11 protein-coding genes are annotated in these 17,577 nt (G+C 72.6%); 7 read left to right on the top strand and 4 right to left on the bottom strand.

The features are described 5' to 3' along the window. Positions 1 to 4: 4 nt before the first annotated feature. Positions 5 to 1,264: a serine hydroxymethyltransferase gene (gene glyA, locus DTB53_RS00945; protein WP_003966122.1), complete on the top strand. Its 1,260-nt coding sequence runs from the start codon at positions 5 to 7 to the stop codon at positions 1,262 to 1,264. 237 nt (positions 1,265 to 1,501) lie between these two features. Continuing rightward, positions 1,502 to 2,887 carry an L-serine ammonia-lyase gene (locus tag DTB53_RS00940; RefSeq protein ID WP_012378946.1) on the top strand — a complete coding sequence of 462 codons (1,386 nt, stop codon included), beginning with the start codon at positions 1,502 to 1,504 and terminating at the stop codon, positions 2,885 to 2,887. Between the two features lie 94 nt (positions 2,888 to 2,981). On the opposite strand, the gene DTB53_RS00935 is transcribed toward DTB53_RS00940, so the two are convergent. Further along, positions 2,982 to 3,515 carry a hypothetical protein gene (locus DTB53_RS00935; protein WP_234345463.1) on the bottom strand — a complete coding sequence of 178 codons (534 nt, stop codon included), beginning with the start codon at positions 3,513 to 3,515 and terminating at the stop codon, positions 2,982 to 2,984. Between the two features lie 107 nt (positions 3,516 to 3,622). On the opposite strand from DTB53_RS00935, the gene DTB53_RS00930 reads away from it, so the two are divergent. The 5 genes from DTB53_RS00930 to DTB53_RS36740 all read left to right on the top strand — a co-directional run bounded on the left by DTB53_RS00930 (position 3,623) and on the right by DTB53_RS36740 (position 11,207). Beyond that, positions 3,623 to 4,090, top strand: a complete 468-nt coding sequence (locus DTB53_RS00930; protein WP_012378947.1) for a hypothetical protein — start codon at positions 3,623 to 3,625, stop codon at positions 4,088 to 4,090. A 128-nt stretch (positions 4,091 to 4,218) separates the two neighbouring features. After that, positions 4,219 to 5,208 carry a lipase family protein gene (locus DTB53_RS00925; protein WP_003966126.1) on the top strand — a complete coding sequence of 330 codons (990 nt, stop codon included), beginning with the start codon at positions 4,219 to 4,221 and terminating at the stop codon, positions 5,206 to 5,208. Beyond that, a complete protein-coding gene (locus DTB53_RS00920; RefSeq protein WP_003966128.1) occupies positions 5,205 to 7,256 on the top strand; it encodes a vWA-MoxR associated conflict system protein in 2,052 nt (683 codons plus the stop codon). The genes DTB53_RS00925 and DTB53_RS00920 overlap by 4 nt, the downstream gene beginning before the upstream one ends. Further along, positions 7,253 to 8,209: an AAA family ATPase gene (locus DTB53_RS00915; protein ID WP_012378949.1), complete on the top strand. Its 957-nt coding sequence runs from the start codon at positions 7,253 to 7,255 to the stop codon at positions 8,207 to 8,209. Before DTB53_RS00920 ends, DTB53_RS00915 begins: the two co-directional genes overlap by 4 nt. Continuing rightward, positions 8,202 to 11,207, top strand: coding sequence for a TIR-like protein FxsC (locus DTB53_RS36740; protein WP_159402380.1), 3,006 nt, complete (start codon positions 8,202 to 8,204; stop codon positions 11,205 to 11,207). The genes DTB53_RS00915 and DTB53_RS36740 overlap by 8 nt, the downstream gene beginning before the upstream one ends. A 96-nt stretch (positions 11,208 to 11,303) precedes the next feature. Here DTB53_RS36740 and DTB53_RS00905 read toward each other — a convergent pair whose 3' ends face one another. From DTB53_RS00905 to DTB53_RS00895, 3 genes are read right to left on the bottom strand one after another with little or no spacing between them, the layout of a single operon-like run. Beyond that, entirely contained in the window at positions 11,304 to 13,454 is a 2,151-nt protein-coding gene (locus DTB53_RS00905) for an ATP-binding protein (protein ID WP_012378951.1), read from the bottom strand. Continuing rightward, on the bottom strand, positions 13,451 to 14,155 hold the full coding sequence (locus DTB53_RS00900; protein WP_003966133.1) for a Pvc16 family protein: 705 nt from the start codon (positions 14,153 to 14,155) through the stop codon (positions 13,451 to 13,453). Before DTB53_RS00900 ends, DTB53_RS00905 begins: the two co-directional genes overlap by 4 nt. Next, a complete protein-coding gene (locus tag DTB53_RS00895; protein ID WP_042496064.1) occupies positions 14,152 to 17,400 on the bottom strand; it encodes a DUF11 domain-containing protein in 3,249 nt (1,082 codons plus the stop codon). The genes DTB53_RS00900 and DTB53_RS00895 overlap by 4 nt, the downstream gene beginning before the upstream one ends. Positions 17,401 to 17,577 lie beyond the last annotated feature (177 nt).

The raw sequence follows: 17,577 nt of genomic DNA, 5'->3' as shown, positions 1-17,577 counted from the left end.
CCTGATGTCGCTTCTGAACTCCTCCCTCCACGAGCTGGACCCGGACGTCGCCGCCGCCGTCGACGCCGAGCTCCACCGTCAGCAGTCCACCCTCGAAATGATCGCCTCGGAGAACTTCGCTCCGGTCGCCGTCATGGAGGCGCAGGGCTCCGTCCTCACCAACAAGTACGCCGAGGGCTACCCGGGCCGCCGCTACTACGGCGGCTGTGAGCACGTCGACGTCGTCGAGCAGATCGCGATCGACCGGATCAAGGCCCTGTTCGGCGCCGAGGCCGCGAACGTGCAGCCGCACTCCGGGGCCCAGGCGAACGCCGCCGCGATGTTCGCGCTGCTGAAGCCGGGCGACACGATCATGGGTCTGAACCTGGCCCACGGCGGTCACCTGACCCACGGCATGAAGATCAACTTCTCCGGCAAGCTCTACAACGTGGTCCCGTACCACGTCGACGAGAGCGGCGTCGTGGACATGGAGGAGGTCGAGCGCCTCGCCAAGGAGTCCCAGCCGAAGCTGATCGTGGCCGGCTGGTCCGCCTACCCCCGCCAGCTGGACTTCGCCGCCTTCCGCCGGATCGCGGACGAGGTCGGCGCGTACCTGATGGTCGACATGGCGCACTTCGCGGGCCTGGTCGCGGCCGGTCTGCACCCCAACCCGGTGCCGCACGCCCATGTCGTCACCACCACCACGCACAAGACCCTCGGCGGTCCGCGCGGCGGCGTGATCCTCTCCACCCAGGAACTCGCCAAGAAGATCAACTCCGCGGTCTTCCCGGGTCAGCAGGGCGGCCCGCTGGAGCACGTGATCGCGGCCAAGGCGGTCTCGTTCAAGATCGCGGCGGGCGAGGAGTTCAAGGAGCGCCAGCAGCGCACCCTGGACGGCGCCCGGATCCTGGCCGAGCGCCTGGTCCAGCCGGACGTCACCGAGGTGGGCGTCTCCGTCCTCTCCGGCGGCACCGACGTGCACCTGGTCCTGGTCGACCTGCGCAACTCGGAGCTGGACGGCCAGCAGGCCGAGGACCGGCTCCACGAGCTGGGCATCACGGTCAACCGGAACGCCATCCCGAACGACCCGCGCCCCCCGATGGTCACCTCGGGCCTGCGGATCGGCACCCCGGCGCTGGCCACCCGCGGCTTCGGCGCCGAGGACTTCACGGAGGTCGCGGAGATCATCGCCGCCGCCCTCAAGCCGTCCTACGACGCGGACGACCTCAAGGCCCGCGTGGTCGCGCTGGCCGAGAAGTTCCCGCTGTACCCCGGCCTGAAGTAGCACCTGGCCTGCGGTTCCGCGCATCCGGACGGGGCACCGCGCACACTGGACACAAGTGAGCGCGGTGCCCCGACCCGTGTCCCCCGCGCAGCCTTTCGCCCCGCTTGCCCCGCTTGACCCGCCCGACCCGCTCCACCGCCCGACCCGCGGGCCCCACCCCGGCCCGCTCCCGTACCCGGCCCGTTCCCGCACCACCCAGGCAGACAACGGCGTCTTCCAACCCCAAGGAGTACTCCCGTGGCCATCTCGGTCTTCGACCTCTTCTCGGTCGGCATCGGCCCGTCCAGCTCCCACACGGTGGGCCCGATGCGCGCCGCCCGGATGTTCGCGCGCCGCCTCAAGAACGAGGGCCTGCTCGCGCACACCGCCTCGATACGGGCCGAGCTCTACGGTTCCCTCGGCGCGACCGGCCACGGGCACGGCACGCCCAAGGCGGTCCTGCTCGGCCTGGAGGGCGAGTCGCCGCAGACGGTCGACGTGGAGAACGCCGACACCCGTGTGGAGGAGATCCGCTCCAGCGGCCGGATCAGCCTGCTGGGCATGCACGAGATCCCGTTCGCCTTCGACGACGACCTGGTCCTGCACCGCCGCAAGGCGCTCCCGTACCACGCCAACGGCATGACGATCCTCGCGTACGACACCGAGGGCGCCCCGCTCCTGGAGAAGACGTACTACTCGGTCGGCGGCGGCTTCGTCGTCGACGAGGACGCGGTGGCCGGGGAGAACCCGATCGTCCCGGACGACACGGTCCTCAAACACCCCTTCCGCACCGGCGACGAACTGCTGCGGCTCTCCCGCGAGACCGGCCTGTCCATCTCCTCGATGATGCTGGAGAACGAGCTGGCCTGGCGCACCGAGGCGGAGATCCGCTCCGGGCTGCTGGACATCTGGCGCGTCATGCAGGCCTGCGTCTCGCGCGGTATGTCCCGCGAGGGCATCCTCCCCGGCGGCCTCAAGGTCCGCCGCCGCGCCGCGAACTCGGCCCGCCAGCTCCGCGCCGAGGGCGACCCGCAGGCCCACGCGATGGAGTGGATCACCCTCTACGCGATGGCGGTCAACGAGGAGAACGCGGCGGGCGGCCGCGTGGTCACCGCCCCCACCAACGGTGCGGCGGGCATCATCCCCGCCGTCCTGCACTACTACATGAACTTCGCGGCCGGCGGCTGCACCGAGAGCGAGAAGGAGGACAGCGTCGTGCGCTTCCTCCTCGCCGCGGGCGCGATCGGCATGCTGTTCAAGGAGAACGCCTCGATCTCCGGCGCCGAGGTCGGCTGCCAGGGCGAGGTCGGCTCCGCCTGCTCGATGGCGGCCGGAGCCCTGGCCGAGGTCCTCGGCGGCTCCCCCGAGCAGGTGGAGAACGCCGCGGAGATCGGCATGGAGCACAACCTCGGCCTGACCTGCGACCCGGTCGGCGGCCTCGTCCAGATCCCCTGCATCGAGCGCAACGGCATGGCGGCGGTGAAGGCGGTCACCGCGGCGCGGATGGCGCTGCGGGGCGACGGCAGCCACAAGGTCTCCCTCGACAAGGTCATCAAGACCATGAAGGAGACCGGGGCCGACATGAGCGTGAAGTACAAGGAGACGGCGCGGGGCGGGCTCGCGGTGAACATCATCGAGTGCTAGGTCCTGACCAGCGGGACAGCTCGGCGGACCAGCGCTTCGTTTTCGTGATGGGTCAGGAGCCGCGGTTCCTGGGGTAGGTGGCGGGGGACCGACGTCAGCCGGTGTCGGTTCGCGACCTCAGAACCTTTCGGGCGTTGTTCCTGAGGTTGGCGAAGGGCAGAACTCCGCCGTGCAGTTCTTTGAACTCGTCGATCAGGTCCTGCTCAGCCTCACCCGCGTCACCCTCGGGCAACGGACGCCAGGCGACGAGCAGCGCCTGGGAGTCAACCAACTGCCAGATGTAGCGGCCGCCCCAGTGGCCGGCCAGCAGACCGGTGCCGTGGCGGCGGTAGTCGGAAAGCCGCTGCTGCAGCCCGTCCCGGCCCGCAGCCTTGCCGATGTACACGACCGTTGCCCCGTCCACCCAGGCCTCGCCGAGCTTTTCGGCCGTCACGGACGGGTCGCGGCCTTTGAGGTGTCCGGCAGGGCTGACGGGGAGAAAGGACGGGGACGATGAGTCCGGACGGATCACCACGTAGATCCCGTGCCCGTTGGGAACGTTGCTGTCGGGCAGCACACGGAACGGCACGAAACCGCAGAAGCCGCGTTCGGTCAGGGTCCCCTGCGTCAGCTGTCCTGTCTCTCTCATGCCAGGCATGGTGCCAGGCCCATCTGACAGCCCGCGGTCCGTTCTCGTATAGCGGTGCGACATCCCACGACGCCCGAAGCAGCACACAGTTGTTACCAGGAGACGCCATGACCGCCGAGCAGCAGACGGGCACATGCCGAGGCTGTCACCAGGAGCGCGCACTCGCGGAGGACGGCACGGTCGTGCACCACGAGGTCGCCGCCCTCGGAGCCTGCGACGGATCGGACCACTACCCTCTCGGTCCAAGGCTCCTCGCCTGTGCCTGGACTGCGAGGTACCGCGTGGACGGACGTGACCACGCGCGCATCCCCTTCTACGCCGACAAGGGCACCTATGCCTTGCGCGGAACCCTTTCCGAGGCGCGTGCCGAGGCCGAGCCCCACATCCGCGCCCGCCTCGCCGAGCTGAACGACACCACTCCCGACAGGATTCACCGTCTGAGCTTCAGCATCTGCGCAGTCACCCGCGGAAAGGGCTCGGAAGACGTCTACGGCGTGTACACCAAGCCCGTTCCCGAGTACACGATCCGCAAGGGTCCCCGCGGCGACAACGGCGCGGCGGCCCACGCCTTCTGAACCGCGCCGGACGTCCTCGCAGGTGCGCAAGGGCCCGCGCCCCAGGCGCCGACCGGACCTTCTCGTCCGCCGATTTCCCGACCTGCCCATTGGTACGCTCGGGCGAACGACGCCTGGGGGAGGTACGTATGGTGCCGCGGTTGGTGTTCGTCCACGGGATCGGCCCGCTTCGGGACACCGAGCGTGAACTGGCCTCGTGGACGCGCTCGTTGGCCGACGGGATGCGAGCGGCCGGGCACTCGGCGGTCGCGGAGCGGCTGGCCGACGGCAGCGGGCTCTGCTCCTTCGTCAACTATGCCGACCTGTACGCACCCCCCGAGGCCCAGGGCAGCGACGGGACGCGGGCCGAGGGCGAGGCGGGCGAGCTCCTCGCCGACCTCCTCGTCGAGCTGGTCGACGGACACCTGTCCGCGCAGTCCGCGAGCGAGGGTCCGCACGACCGAGGCCGGGAGAACCGGGCGGAAATCCTGGCCCATGCGCGCGCCGAGGCCGACACGTCCGGCCAGGCCCAGGGCAGCCTGGCCGTGCTGCGCAGGGCGCTGAACGTGACCACCACCCTCATGTCGCTCAAGCCGTGGGGCCCGGTCGCGCAGCGGGTGTCACCGAAGTTGATGGTGAAGGGCCTCACCCAGGTGTCGCGCTACCTGGCACGCGGGGAGAGGGACGCTTCGGGGCTGACCCTCGACGGCCGCGTGCGCAACCGTGTGCACGAAATGCTCGGGGACGCCCCCGTCGTCGTGGTCGCGCACTCGCTGGGAACCGTCGTCGCGATGGAGGCACTGCACGAGCACCAGGGGGCGACCCCTCTCCTCGTCACCCTCGGGTCTCCGATCTCGATGCGCACGGTCGTCCGGCCCAGGCTCCTCCCGCAGCCGCCGCGCACACCCGAGCGGGTCGGACGATGGCTGAACTTCTGGGACAAGGACGACATCATCGCCGTCCGCCCCCTGCTCGAACGCGATGTCCTGCCCAACACGTCCGGGGTGCTTCCCCGCAGCAGCCGCGTCGACTCGGACGGGATCTGGGTCCACTCCGCCGAGAAGTACCTGGCCCAGCCCGCCGTCGCCGGTCCCGTCGCCGAAGCCTTCATGGCCGCAGAGCAGCGGTCCGCCCCATGAGTGAGGGGCCCCGTCACCTTCTCGTCGTGGCGCCCCAGTGCTCGTCGATGCACAAGCTCACCCGTCTCGGTGAGGCGGCTTCCTCGCTGTACGACGCGCTGGCCCACCCTGACCTGGGCGGCTGCGCCCCGGGGCTCCCCGGCCGCGGCTCCCTGATCGTCGGCGACGGGCTGAGCAGTACCGAGATCCGGGAGCTGATCGTCGAGGCGATCGAGTACGCCGAGGACAGGCGGGCGACGCTCCTCCTCGCGCTGCTGGGGCACGGATTCGTGCCCGGCAGCACGAACACCCTGTACCTGATGGGGGACGACTCCTCGGAGGAGGCGACCGAGCGGGGGGTCAACGTGGGCGAACTTCTCGCGGCTGCCGCGAACAAGCCCGGCATTCCCGGTGTGATCGGGATCGTCGACACCTGCCACGCGGCCGGCGCGACGCCCCCGGGGCAGGACCTCGTCGGCGGTGCCGGGAACGGGCGCACCAGGCTCGCCGTGGTGATGGCTTCGTCGGTCGGCCAGCAGGCGTTCGACCTCGCCTTCTCCAGGAGGCTCGCCGCCCTGATACGTGACGGTGTTCCCGGGGCCGGCCCCCGGCTGGGGGTGGACGACGTGCGGGGGGCGCTGCGCGGCTCCGTCGCCGGACAGGACGTGACGGTCTCCCAGCACGACGGAGATCCGTTCGCGGGAGAACGTCTCTGGGTCACGCACAACACACGGGTGCACCAGGTCGCCGGGCTCATCGGGCCGATGGCGCGCGAGGACCTCGCCGAGGCGTTCGACGCGCTCGCCGCCGACGTGCCGTTATCGGTCCCGCACGATGTGAAGTCCGCGACCGACAGCCTGGAGTCGCTCGCGGGACTCCGCCCGTCCTCGGCCCGTGACCGGGCCGAGGAGGTCGTCCGCTGCCTGCTCCTCGCGCTGCGGACCGTCGGGTTCCTCCGTGACTGGCTCGGCGGCGAGCTGACCACGGCGCGCCTGCGCCACGCCCTCCGCTTCCTCCTCGCGTCGGAGCGCCGCACCCTGCCCTCCGCGCTGCCGGAGTTCACCGACATCGCGATCCTGGACCAACTGGCCTTCGACCACCCGGTGACCCGGAAGGACGGGAAACAGTCGGTCGCCGAGTTCGTCGTGCGCCTCGCCCTCGCCGCCGGCAAGGACCTGGACTCCCCCGAACTGCTCGCCTGGGCACGGTCCGTGGACGCCCAACAGGAACTCAACGACGCCGTGGCCACGGCACTCGACGACCGGGAGGACCACCAGCTGCGGCTCGTCGTGAGCCTCGGCTCCTCGCTGACCGGCGGCTGGCCGGAGACGGTGAGCGCGTGGCTGCTCCAGAACGGGGACCTGCTGGACCGGCAGGACTTCGGCTGCCTCACGGTGGACCGGGGAGGGGCGGAGACGGCGATCGAGGAAGCGACCGGCTGGGCCGAGGCCCACGCGGAGGTGCTGGGGCGGCGGCTGCGCTGGCTCGACGTCGCCGTGCCGAGTGCCGTGCTGCTGGAGTGGCGACCGGAGGAGGCCGGCCGGGCCCTCCGCTTCGGGGTGCAGTACGACGTCGTCCTGCACTGGAGCCGACGCCTCACCCCCGACCCGCTGCTGAGACGTCTCCAGGGCGCGGTGAGCAGACGGTGGGAGGAGATCGCCACCAGTGACCGCGTACCGGTCGACTGGCTGGACGACACCGACACGGTCGACCGCCCGCCCCTGCAGGACCGACTGCGGAACGGGCACTACCGGCTGGGCATCGGCCTCGCCTGTCACACCGGGCTCGACGACCAGCTGATGGAGATCCTCCTCACCTACACCCCGGTGCTGCTCTGGCCGCAGGGTGGGGAGGGGTTCCCCGCCGACCGGCGCGGTTGTCTGGAGTCGCAGTGGCCGACCATGCCGGAGGGGCTCGGCCACGCCTACCGGCAGCAGTGGCGCGGGGAGCACACCGGTCACTTCGCCGATCTCCGGGCGGTCTGGGACGACCGCGAGTGGCTGCGGTTCTGCCGGCATGTGAGGACCACCGTTCCCCCTGTCCAGAATACGATCGAGGAAGCCTCATGACGTGGAGTCCGTACTACCGAGGCGACGGCGTGGAGAGGCGGGAGACCCGTCTGCCCGATCCACCACCGTGGCGGACCTTCCCCCGCGAATCGTCCGCCGGGCTGTTCGAGCCGCCGGAGGGACTGATCGCCGCGGTCAACGCGGCCCTCGCCCTGCGCCGGCCGCTCCTGATCACGGGCAGTCCGGGCACGGGCAAGTCCACCGTGATCGAGCAGGTCGCTGCGGAGCTCGCGCTCGGCCCCGTACTGCGCTGGCATGTGACCTCGCGCAGCACGCTCGGCGACGCCCTCTACCACTACGACGCCCTCGGGCGCATCCACGCGCACCGGTTGCAGCAGGAGCGGGTGCGCGCCGGCGCGGCCGATGCCGGCACCGACGACATCGCGGCGTTCATGACCCTGGGTCCGCTGGGAACGGCGTTGCTGCCGTCGGACCGGCCGCGTGCACTCCTCATCGACGAGATCGACAAGGCGGATCTGGACCTGCCCGGGGATCTGCTCGACGTCCTGGAGCGCGGTGAGTTCCGCATCGAGGAGCTGCGCCGTGAAGGGCAGGAACTCGCCCACCTGCGGATGTCCGGCGGGGAGGCCACCTACCCCGTGCACGGCGGGCATGTGCAGTGCACCGAATTCCCCTTCATCGTGATGACCAGCAACGGGGAACAGGAGCTGCCCGCGCCGTTCCTGCGGCGCTGTCTGCGCTACACGATGCCCCATCCCACCCCCGAACTGGTCCGGGAGGTCGTGCGCAGGCACCTGCGGCTCGACGTACCCGCGTCGGGTACGCTCGCGGATCTCGTCGACGACTTCGTCCGCAGGGTGGCCGACAGAGAACCCCTCGCGATCGACCAGCTGCTCAGCACCATCCATCTGCTGGACGGACCGGCGGCGATGGACGCCTCGGAGCGCAGCGCGCTCATCGGCCTGCTGATGAAGAACCTTTCCGGTGCATGAGCAGGCGGAGGGGCTGCGCACCGTCGTCGCCGCACTGTGCGGTCTGGGCCGGGACTTCGACGCGGAGCGGATCGCCGAGATCCTCTGGCTCGCGGCCCAGGACGACGGCTCCGCGGCGGTAGGCGGCGCGAAGATCGACGGCACCGGGCGCCGGGCGGGTCCCGCCACCCCGGCGGCGGCCGACCGACCGCCGACGGACAGCCTGGCCTCCAAGGCGGATCAGCCGGCCCCGAGGAGCTCCCTGCACACCCCCTGGGGAGACGGTGTCCCCGGCTCGGGTGCGGTCGGTGTGTCCCTGCCACGTGCCGGTTCGCTGCCCCGCGGCAGGGAGCTGGCACGGGCGCTGAAACCGCTGAAGCGCCCCTGGCCGCGCGGCCGGAGACAGCGACTGGACATCACCGCGACCGTGTCCGACTACGTGCGTGTCGGTGAGCTCACCCCCGTGTTCTCCGACGAACCGGAGCGGTGGTTCGACGCGATCGTGGTCGTCGACCGTTCGCCGACCATGGCGGTGTGGGCCGGGACGGCCGACGAACTGGTGCGGCTCCTGGCCCGCACCGGTGTGTTCCGCACCGTCCGGGTCCACGAGCTCTACGCGGACCCGTCACCGGGGAACACCCCGACCCTGCACGGCCCCCTGGGTCAGCGCGTCGAGGTGGGCGGCGAGAGATCCGTACATCCCCGTCGGCTCATGTTCGTCTTCTCCGACTGGGCGTCGGCCGCGTGGCGCGACGGATCGCAGTGGAACCGGCTTCGTACGTGGGCCGACTCCGTGCCCACCGTCCTCCTCAACCCGTTGCCGTCGAAGATCTGGCGGCAGACGGGCATGAGCCTGCCCGCCGTGCGCGTGGTCTCACCCGGGAGGCCCGGCGCGACCAACGCACAACTGCGATTCGTCAGAACGCTCCTGATGGATCACGCGTTTCCCGGGACGGCCGACCGGGACTGGCTGCCCGTCCCCGTGAACTCCCTGTCCCCCCATGCGGTCGGCCGCTGGGCCCGCACGCTCATGCTCGCGGATCCCGCGGGCTGCGAGGCGCTGCTCCTGCCCGCACCGGGCCGGGTCGAGCAGATGAGGGAAGAGGAGGAGAGCGAGGGCGTGGCCGATCCGCTCAGCGGACGGTCGCTGACGGACGCCTACCTGTACCGCGCCTCTCCGGCGGCGGTCCGTCTGGCGGTGCTGTGCTCGCTGTATCCGCAGGTGAGCGTCGACCTGCTCCAGGTCGTGCAGCAGAGCCTCGTGCCGGAGGCGACCACCGCCGACCTGGCCGAGTTCGTCGTCGGAGGACTGGTCACCGTCACCGAGGCCGCTCGGGCGGGCGGCCACCCCGTGCTGCGGTTCAGGGACGGCACGCGCGAGCAGCTCATGCCCCGGCTCGGCACCCGGGACGCCCGGCGTCTGGACAGCGCTGTGGACCGGTTCATCGCGAGCAACTCGGGCTCGCTCGACCGGTTCTCGGCCGCCGTGTCGGGCGACGGGACCGCCACCGGGATACCGGTGGATCCCGAGCCCTTCGGCGAGGTGTCCGCCGGCGCCCTTTGCGCGGTGGGCCTCCCCGCGGATGCGGCCCTGCCGGCCGGGCCCGCGGAAACCTCTGAGAACTCCTCCGCCGAGCCCCTGGAGGAACCGGCAGCCGATCCCGCGGCGTTCACGACGGCCGGGGAACCGGAGGACTTCGCCCGCGCCACGGACGCGGGACCGACCGGCCGCGAAACCTTCCTCCGCCCCTTCGCGCGCGGACCGGCCGGCCGCGAAACGGCGGAACCGGCGGACCACCGGCCGTACTTCTTCCTGAGTCACGCCCGCACGCCGGGGTACGGCGGCGGAACGGACCCCGATATGTGGGTCGAACGGCTTTTCCAGGACCTCTGCGGTCACGTGATGGCCATGACCGACTTACCCGCGGGCGCGCCGGCGGGCTTCATGGACCGGGAGATACGTTCCGGGGAGGGCTGGTCGGAACGGCTCGGCGACGCCCTCGCCACCTGCCGGGTCTTCGTCCCGCTGTTCTCACCCCGCTACTTCGCCAACGAGACGTGCGGCAAGGAGTGGTACGCCTTCGAACAGCGCGCCATCCACCAGCGCGCCCGCCCCAACCAGCCCGCCGACGCCATCGTCCCGGCCCTCTGGGTACCCGTACCACCGAGCCAACTACCCAGCGTCGCGGAGCGGTTGCAGTTCAACCACCACGACTTCGGGGAACGGTACGTCAGCGACGGCCTCCACGGCCTGATCAAGCTCAGAATCTTCGCCGAGGAGTACGAACGGGCCGTCTACGAACTGGCCAAACGCATCGTGCGCGTCGCCGACTCGGTACGCGTCGACACCGGCCGGCCCGTCGACTACCGCCAAGCGCCCAGCGCCTTCGGCTCCCCGGGCAGCCGGGGCGGCGGCCTCCGGCCGATGCGGATCACCGTCGTGGCGCCCACCCGCCACGATCTGCCCGAAGGCCGGAGCCCGGAGTGCTACGGCGACACTCCCGAGGAGTGGAGCCCCTACTCCCCGGATGCGAGCAGGCCGCTGGCCTATGTGGCGGAGGAACTGGTCCGCTCCCTCAACTACCAGGCTGTCATCACCTCGTTCGACGAGGACCGGCACGACGGCACGGTGCCGCCCAGCGCCCCGGAGATCCTGCTCGTCGACCGCTGGGCCCTCAGGGACGAGGACCGCCGCCGCAGGCTCGCCGCCTTCGACGCCGAGAACCGGCCCTGGGTGACGGTGGTCGTGCCGTGGAACCACCGGGATCCCCAGAGCGGAGCGGCGGAGGCCGAGCTGACCGAGCTGCTCGTCGCGGTCATGCCGCGTGCGATGCGGCGGGCCTCGGCCTTCGTACGCGCGGCAGCTCGGGGCGTGGCCACCGTGGAGGCCTTCGGGCAGGTCCTGCCCCAGGTGGTCGAGGTGGCCGCCCATCAGTTCCTGCGGCATGCGCAGGTCAACCCGCCCACGCAGGTGCTGCGCGACCGTACATTCCTCCTGCCCGACCGCGACGCTCCGTGATCACCGGTGAGCGCCCGGCGGCCTGAGCCGGTCCCGTACGAGCGCGGCGCCACGGGCCCCGTCCGTCCACGGCACCGGCTCGCCCGCCGGCGCCCGCTACCGCCCGCCGCGCGCCCGTTCCTTCGCCAGCCACGGGCCGAACTCGCTCTCCAGCACCAGCCGCCCCAGCTTGCGGTACTCCTGGAGCACCGCCGTGACGAGCTGGTCCATGGTCAGCGGGGCCCCCGACTCGGCCGCGAGGTAGGCGGCGGTCACCGCGCAGGCCCGGATCGAACCGCCGGCCAGCTCGAAGCGGTCCGCGCAGAACTCCAGGTCGAGCGTGGCGTCGCGCGGGATCGCCGGGCCCAGGCAGCGGTCCCAGAGGGCGAGGCGCTGGCGGGCGTCGGGCATCGGGAACTCGGCGATCACGTCGAGGCGGCGGGTGAACGCCTCGTCGAGGTTGGCCCGCAGATTGGTGGTCAGCACGGCGATGCCGTCGAAGGACTCCATGCGCTGGAGCAGATAGGCCGACTCCATGTTGGCGTGCTTGTCGCGGGAGTCGTTCACCTGGGAGCGCTTGCCGAAGATCGCGTCGGCCTCGTCGAACAGGAGGATGCCGTTGACGTCGGACGCCTCGACGAAGATCCGTTCCAGGTTCTTCTCGGTCTCCCCGATGTACTTGTCGACCACCGTGGACAGGTCCACGACGTAGAGCTCCATGCCCAGTTCGGCGGCGATCACCTCCGCGGACATGGTCTTGCCGGTGCCGGACTCCCCGGCGAACAGCGCGATGACGCCCCTCCCCCGGCCGCCGCCCGGCCGCATCCGCCACTGCCCGAGGACCGTCTCGCGGTGACGGGCGCGCAGGGCGAGTTCGCCGAGCTGGGTGCGGGTCGCCGGGGGCAGCACCAGGTCGTCCCAGCCGACCGCGGGCTCGATGCGGCGGGCCAGCCGCTCCAGCCCCGCGCCGTTCTGGGCCCGGACCGCCGTGCGCAGGTCCTCCGGGGTCACCGGGCGCTGCCCGATGGCGGCCAGCCGGGACGCGACGGTCGTCGCCCTGCGCAGTTGGTCGGAGTCGAGCCGGTAGGCGGCGGCGGACTCGATGAGGGCGTCGTCGGCGGACGCGTGCGCGGCGGACAGGCCGACCGCCCGCCCCGCCTCGGCGAGCGCGCGCCGCCATCGGCGTCCGGCGCCGTCGGGGCCGGGCGGCGGTACGGTGACGGGCACCGGGCTCTCCGGCGTCCACAGCGGGTCCCAGTTCTTCTTGCCGTACGCGATCAGGGGCGTCGGGCCGAGCGCCGCGCACAGGGAGCCGAGCAGCCGTGCCCCCTCGGGGCGTTCGGGGGCGAGCTTCTCGAGCGGGCCGAGGATCACCCCGGCGGGGCCGAGACGGGCCTCGGTCGCCAGGGCCCGTACGAGCGGGGCCGGTTCGGGGGCGGCGGCGAGCGCCGCGACGTCGACGACCAGGGGGCGGCGGCCCGCCGCCGCCAGCGCCTCGACCGCGAGGCCGCTCGGGTCGCCGCCCCGGTCGAGCAGGTGCACCAGGCCACTGCCGGTGCCCAGGGCCGCCTCGATCCGGGAGGCCTCGGGGCGCTCGTCCGGCTCCCGAGGGGGCACGGCCTCCTGGACCAGCCCGCGCAGCCGGCCGTCGGTCCCGTCGTCGCCGAGGAGATGCGCGGTGACCCGGTCCGGTACGCGCAGGGTCCGGGAGAGCAGGGGGCGCGCGCCGTCCGTGATCTCCAGCAGCCCGCCCGCCACGAGCGGGGCCGACGGCGTGAACCGGAAACGGCCGGGGCCGGCGGCGGGCAGTCCGCAGAGTTCCAGGGCCAGGCCGATGGTGGGCCGGCGGCGGGTGAGGTCGTCGTTGAGGTAGCCGTAGAGCCGCTCGAACCGGGTGTCGATGTCCGGGGCCACGGCGACCAGCAGGAGCTCGACGTCCAGCGGGGCGAGGCCGAAACCGGCCGCCAGACCGGCGAGCCGGCCGCCGGCCGACCCGGCCTGCGAGGCCCCCTCCGGGTGGGCCGGTACCGCGGGTCCCCCCTCGTACGCCGGTACGGGCGTGAACGCGTCGCGGGTCTCCAGGAGCCGTGCCGCGCCCTCCGGGGTGAGGTACTGCCCCCGGTAGGGGTCGTCGGGGTCCGGGTCGACGACCCGGCGGGCCGCGACGGCCTCCCGGACCCGCTGCTCGACGCGGCCGAGCCGCTCCCAGAGTTCCTCGGCGCCGGTCAGGGGCCCCTGACCTTCGAGCTGTTGTGGTGCCAGGGTCATCGTGCGGCGTTCCCCCGCTTGCGTCGGCCCGGCGGCAGGCGCCGTTCACGGGGTGCGGCGAAGCCCTGCCCGCCCGGGTCGGACGCTCCGTCGTAGCGCAGGCGCCGGCCGGGGCCGTCGTCGCCGCCGTCCAGGTGGGGTGCGGCCTTCATCACGAGTCCTTCGGTGACGGGCGGGCCCGCGGGGGTGCGTTCACCGGCCAGCGGGGCGACGACCCGCAGGTCGATCGCGGCCTTCAACTCGCCGCCGAGCGCGGACCAGACGTCCGAGGCGGACGGTCCGCCGGCTCCGGGCCCCGCGGCCTCCAGCTCCACGGTCAGGCCGAGTTCGGCGAGGCTTCCGGTGTGCAGCCGGGCGGGCAGCACCTCGGAGCGGACGAGGACGCGCAACACCTCGGAGAGCAGCCGGTGTTCGTCCTGGGGGCGGTTGGTCCAGGCGGTGACCAGATAGGTCAGCTCGAACCAGCGGGGCGGGGTCCGCCAGCCGGTGACCATGCCCTCCTCGTCGTGTGTCTCGGCCGTGCCGCTGCGCCGTCTGCCCGCGTCCTCGCGGATGCCGTGCAGGAAGACGCTGACGGTCGGGGCGTTGCGGCGGGCGGACCAGTCCTTGGTCGGGGCGTCGAAGACCAGATCGACGCCGCTGTCCTCCAGACCGGTCTCGGCCAGCAGCAGCCGCAGCCCCTCGTCGACTTCGTGGATCATCGGCGGATCACCTCGTCCGGCGGGGTGATGGTGCCGAGCACCACGAGGAAGTCGGTCTTCACGGGACTGAAGCCGGGGCCCCTGGCGGTGATCGTGCGCGGTCCGGTGCGGTCCTTGGCGACGATGAGGAGCTGGGCGATGAACGTGCCGTCGCCCAGCGGCCGGGTCGGGGCCGCGGCGGCGGTGATGCCGGGCTTCCAGCTGAGGGTGACGGGTGCGCCGGGCGGGAAGTCCTTGCCCCGTACGGAGGTGACGAAGCCGGGCTTGCCGACCTCGGGCACCGCGATGATGCGGGGCTGGAGGATGCGCAGCGGGATCCGGGAGACGTTGTCGCGGAGGCTGGCGTCGGTGCCCGTGGTGGTGAGCGATGCGGTGATCGTCGTACGGAGGGCCCGGTCGGGCGACAGGACGACGCTGAGGACCGTGGACGCGCCGGGTGCGAGGTCGGGGAGTGCGCAGGCTCCGCGGGCGCAGCCGGCCGGGAGCGGCCCGGCGGGGATGTTCCGGGGGAGCCCGAGGTCCAGCCGGAGTCCGGTGGCGAGCGCGTTCCTGCCGTTGCGCACGGTGTACGTCACCACGACCTTGCCGCCGACGTAGCCGGGGCTCGGCTGGGCCCGCACGGTGACGCCGGGCCCGGCCTCGGGCGCGGGCGGCGGCGGTGCGGGGGCCGGCGGCGGGGGCGGGGTGGTCGTCGGCGGCGGGGTGGGGGCGGGCGTCGTCGGGGCCGGGGTCGTGGGAGTGGGAGTGGGCGTGGGCGTCGGGGTCGGCGGCGGCACGTCCTGGACCGGGACGATCGTCCCGGTGGCGTTGTCCGTGGGGTTGGGGTCGAGGACCGCCCCGGTGACGGACCAGTTGATCCGCTGGTCGCCGGTGGTCACGCCGGTCAGCCGGGCCGTGATCGTCACGTCCGCCCCGGGCGGGACGATGCCGAGGTCGCACTGGGGCGTACCGGAGGCGCAGGTCCCGGTGTCGGGGGTGAGCTCCTCCAGCCGTACGCCGGGCGGGGCGTCGACGGTGAGGAGGGTGCCGGGCGAGGGCGAGGGGCCCCGGTTGGTGACGGTGATCCGCACCTCGGTGGACGAGCCGACCTCCACCGGGTCGCCGGTGGGCGGCGCCGTCAGCGTGAGGTCGACCGACTGCTGGTAGGAGGGCTCCTTCTGCCGTCCCTCGTGCGTGTTGTCGAGGGGGGCCACGTCACCCGAGGCGATGTCGAGTACGGAGAGCTGCTCCATGGAGTTCGCCGGGAACTCCCGGCGCGAGGTGAACAGGAGTTTCCCGCCGTCCGGGGACCAGGCCACGTCGCGCGGCTGGTGGGGGCCGGTCACGGAGGTGTCGGGGACGGGGAGGTCGCAGCCGTCGGGGTTGTCCTTCTGGACGGAGGGCAGCACGACCCGGCAGCCGCCGCCGCGCAGGGGTTTGATGAGCACTCCGGCCTGGTGGTTGACCCGGCCGCCGCCGTCCTTGCGGTTGAAGGCCACCTTCAGGCCGTCCGGGGAGAAGGCGGGGCTGTCGTCGATGACCTCGCAGTCGCCGGGGCAGATGGTGGCGCTCAGGTCCCGCTGCCGGCCGAGGTCGGCCAGCGGGACGACCCAGATGTGCTTGTTGGCGCCGTTGCCGTTGATGACCTGGCTGCGGGTGAAGGCGAGATTGACGCCGTCGGAGGACCAGGTCGGCTGGGCGTCGTCGCCCGCCGCCTGGCCCTCGGGGGGCTGGATCTCGTCGAGGATCGCGCCGGTGGCGACGTCGGCGATGAGGATGCGGCTCGGGCCCGCCGCGTCCCCGACGCCGCCGGGCGAGGTGCGGGTGAACGCGAGCCTGGTGCCGTCGGGCGAGAAGGTGGGGTCGGTGTCCCAGTCGCCGGGTTCGCGGCCGTCGAGCGGCAGGGGCGCCGCGTTCCGGCCGTCGGCGTCGGTCATCCAGATCCGCTCGATCCGCCCGGCGTCGCCGTCCTCGAAGCGGGTGACGACGATGCGGCGCCCGTCGGGCGTGTAGTTCTGCCGCTCGTGCCACGGGTCGTACCCGGGACGCGGCCGGAACAGCGGGTTCTTGGCGTGGTCGGTGTTCGTGCGGGCCTCCGGGTCCTCCTTCAGGATGGTGAGGCCCAGGTCGCGGGGGTCGGAGCCGTCCTGCCGTACGTCCTGGAGCGTCACGATCTGCGCGGCGGCCAGCAGCTCGTCCGGCTTCTCGACGGTCTCGGGGTCCGGGGTGATCCGGGGGACGACGACGGTCCCGGCCGGAACGAACCAGGTGGGCGGCCCCACTTCGCGGTTCTCGTTGACCAGTTGGTCCGGCGCCTCGTCCTGGAACGCGGTCACCCGGTAGACGTGGTCGAAGTCGTCGCAGCCGCAGGTGTGGTACGGGCTGAGGAAGACGATGTCCTCGCCGTCGGGCAGCCAGGAGGCCGAGCGGGTGCCCCACTCGGCGTGGGCGCCGGCGAGCAGCGGCCGGTCGGTCCCGATGCCCTGGGTGGCCCGCAGTTCGGTGCCGTCGTCCACGTTCGGGTCGGGGTCGGTGGTGAGGGTGTACGCGACGAGGCCCCGGCGGGCGTCGTCGTCCACCGGGTTCCACGACGGCTCGGTGGCGTCGCCCGCGGGCCCGTCGCTGATCCGGGTGCGGGGTCCGCCGGCGACGGCCTGCTCGAATATCTGCCAGCCGCGCAGGGTGTCGCCGTCGCAGGCGTACGCGATCCTCGTGCCGTCCGGGGACCAGGTCGGGGACTCCTCGTTGTCCGGGGTGTCGCTGAGCCGGCGCAGGTCCGAGCCGTCGACGCCGACCGACCACAGGTCGCGCTGGACCGTGCCGCCGGGTCCGGGCTCCGCCGAGTCGAAGACGACGGTCCGGCCGTCCGGGGAGAGTTCGGGGTGGGCCGCGTCCCTGTCGGTGGTGAGCCTGCGCACCGATCCGTCCGCGTCACGCACGTACACCTGGGGGCGGGCGCTGTCCCGCAGGCTGGTGAAGACCAGGACGTCCCCCCGTGCGGAGGGGTCCTGGTCGTAGTGGGCGGGGCCGTCGCCGAACAGCGGGTCGGTGGTGTCGTCGCCGTCGGCCAGCCCCAGGCTGCGGTGTTCGGTGCCGGCGAAGGCGACGCGCCCCGCCGGGAGCGGCTCCGCGGCGGGGGCGACGGGGTCGGCGGCCGCGTGCGGGGCGGCGGCCGAGCCGACCAGCAGCAGCGGTGCCAACAGCACCACCGCACCGGTCAGTCGGCCCAGCCGGGAATGCTTTGCCGGGCCAGCGGTGCCGGTCACGGCCCACCTCACAGTCTGTCGATGACTCTCCACCGGCCAGCCTCGCCCCCGCGCGGGGGCGAAGGACAGGCCGCGAGTACCCGGGACGGGGGAAGGGATCGCTGCCCTTTGCGGCGGTGGGCGCACCGCGCCCGGGGCACCGGGCCGCGGTGCGGGGGCGGGGGCGGGGGCGGGGGC

Source organism: Streptomyces griseus (genome assembly GCF_900460065.1).
In the GTDB taxonomy this organism is placed as follows: domain Bacteria; phylum Actinomycetota; class Actinomycetes; order Streptomycetales; family Streptomycetaceae; genus Streptomyces; species Streptomyces griseus.
This window is presented reverse-complemented; position numbering and strand designations above follow the sequence as displayed.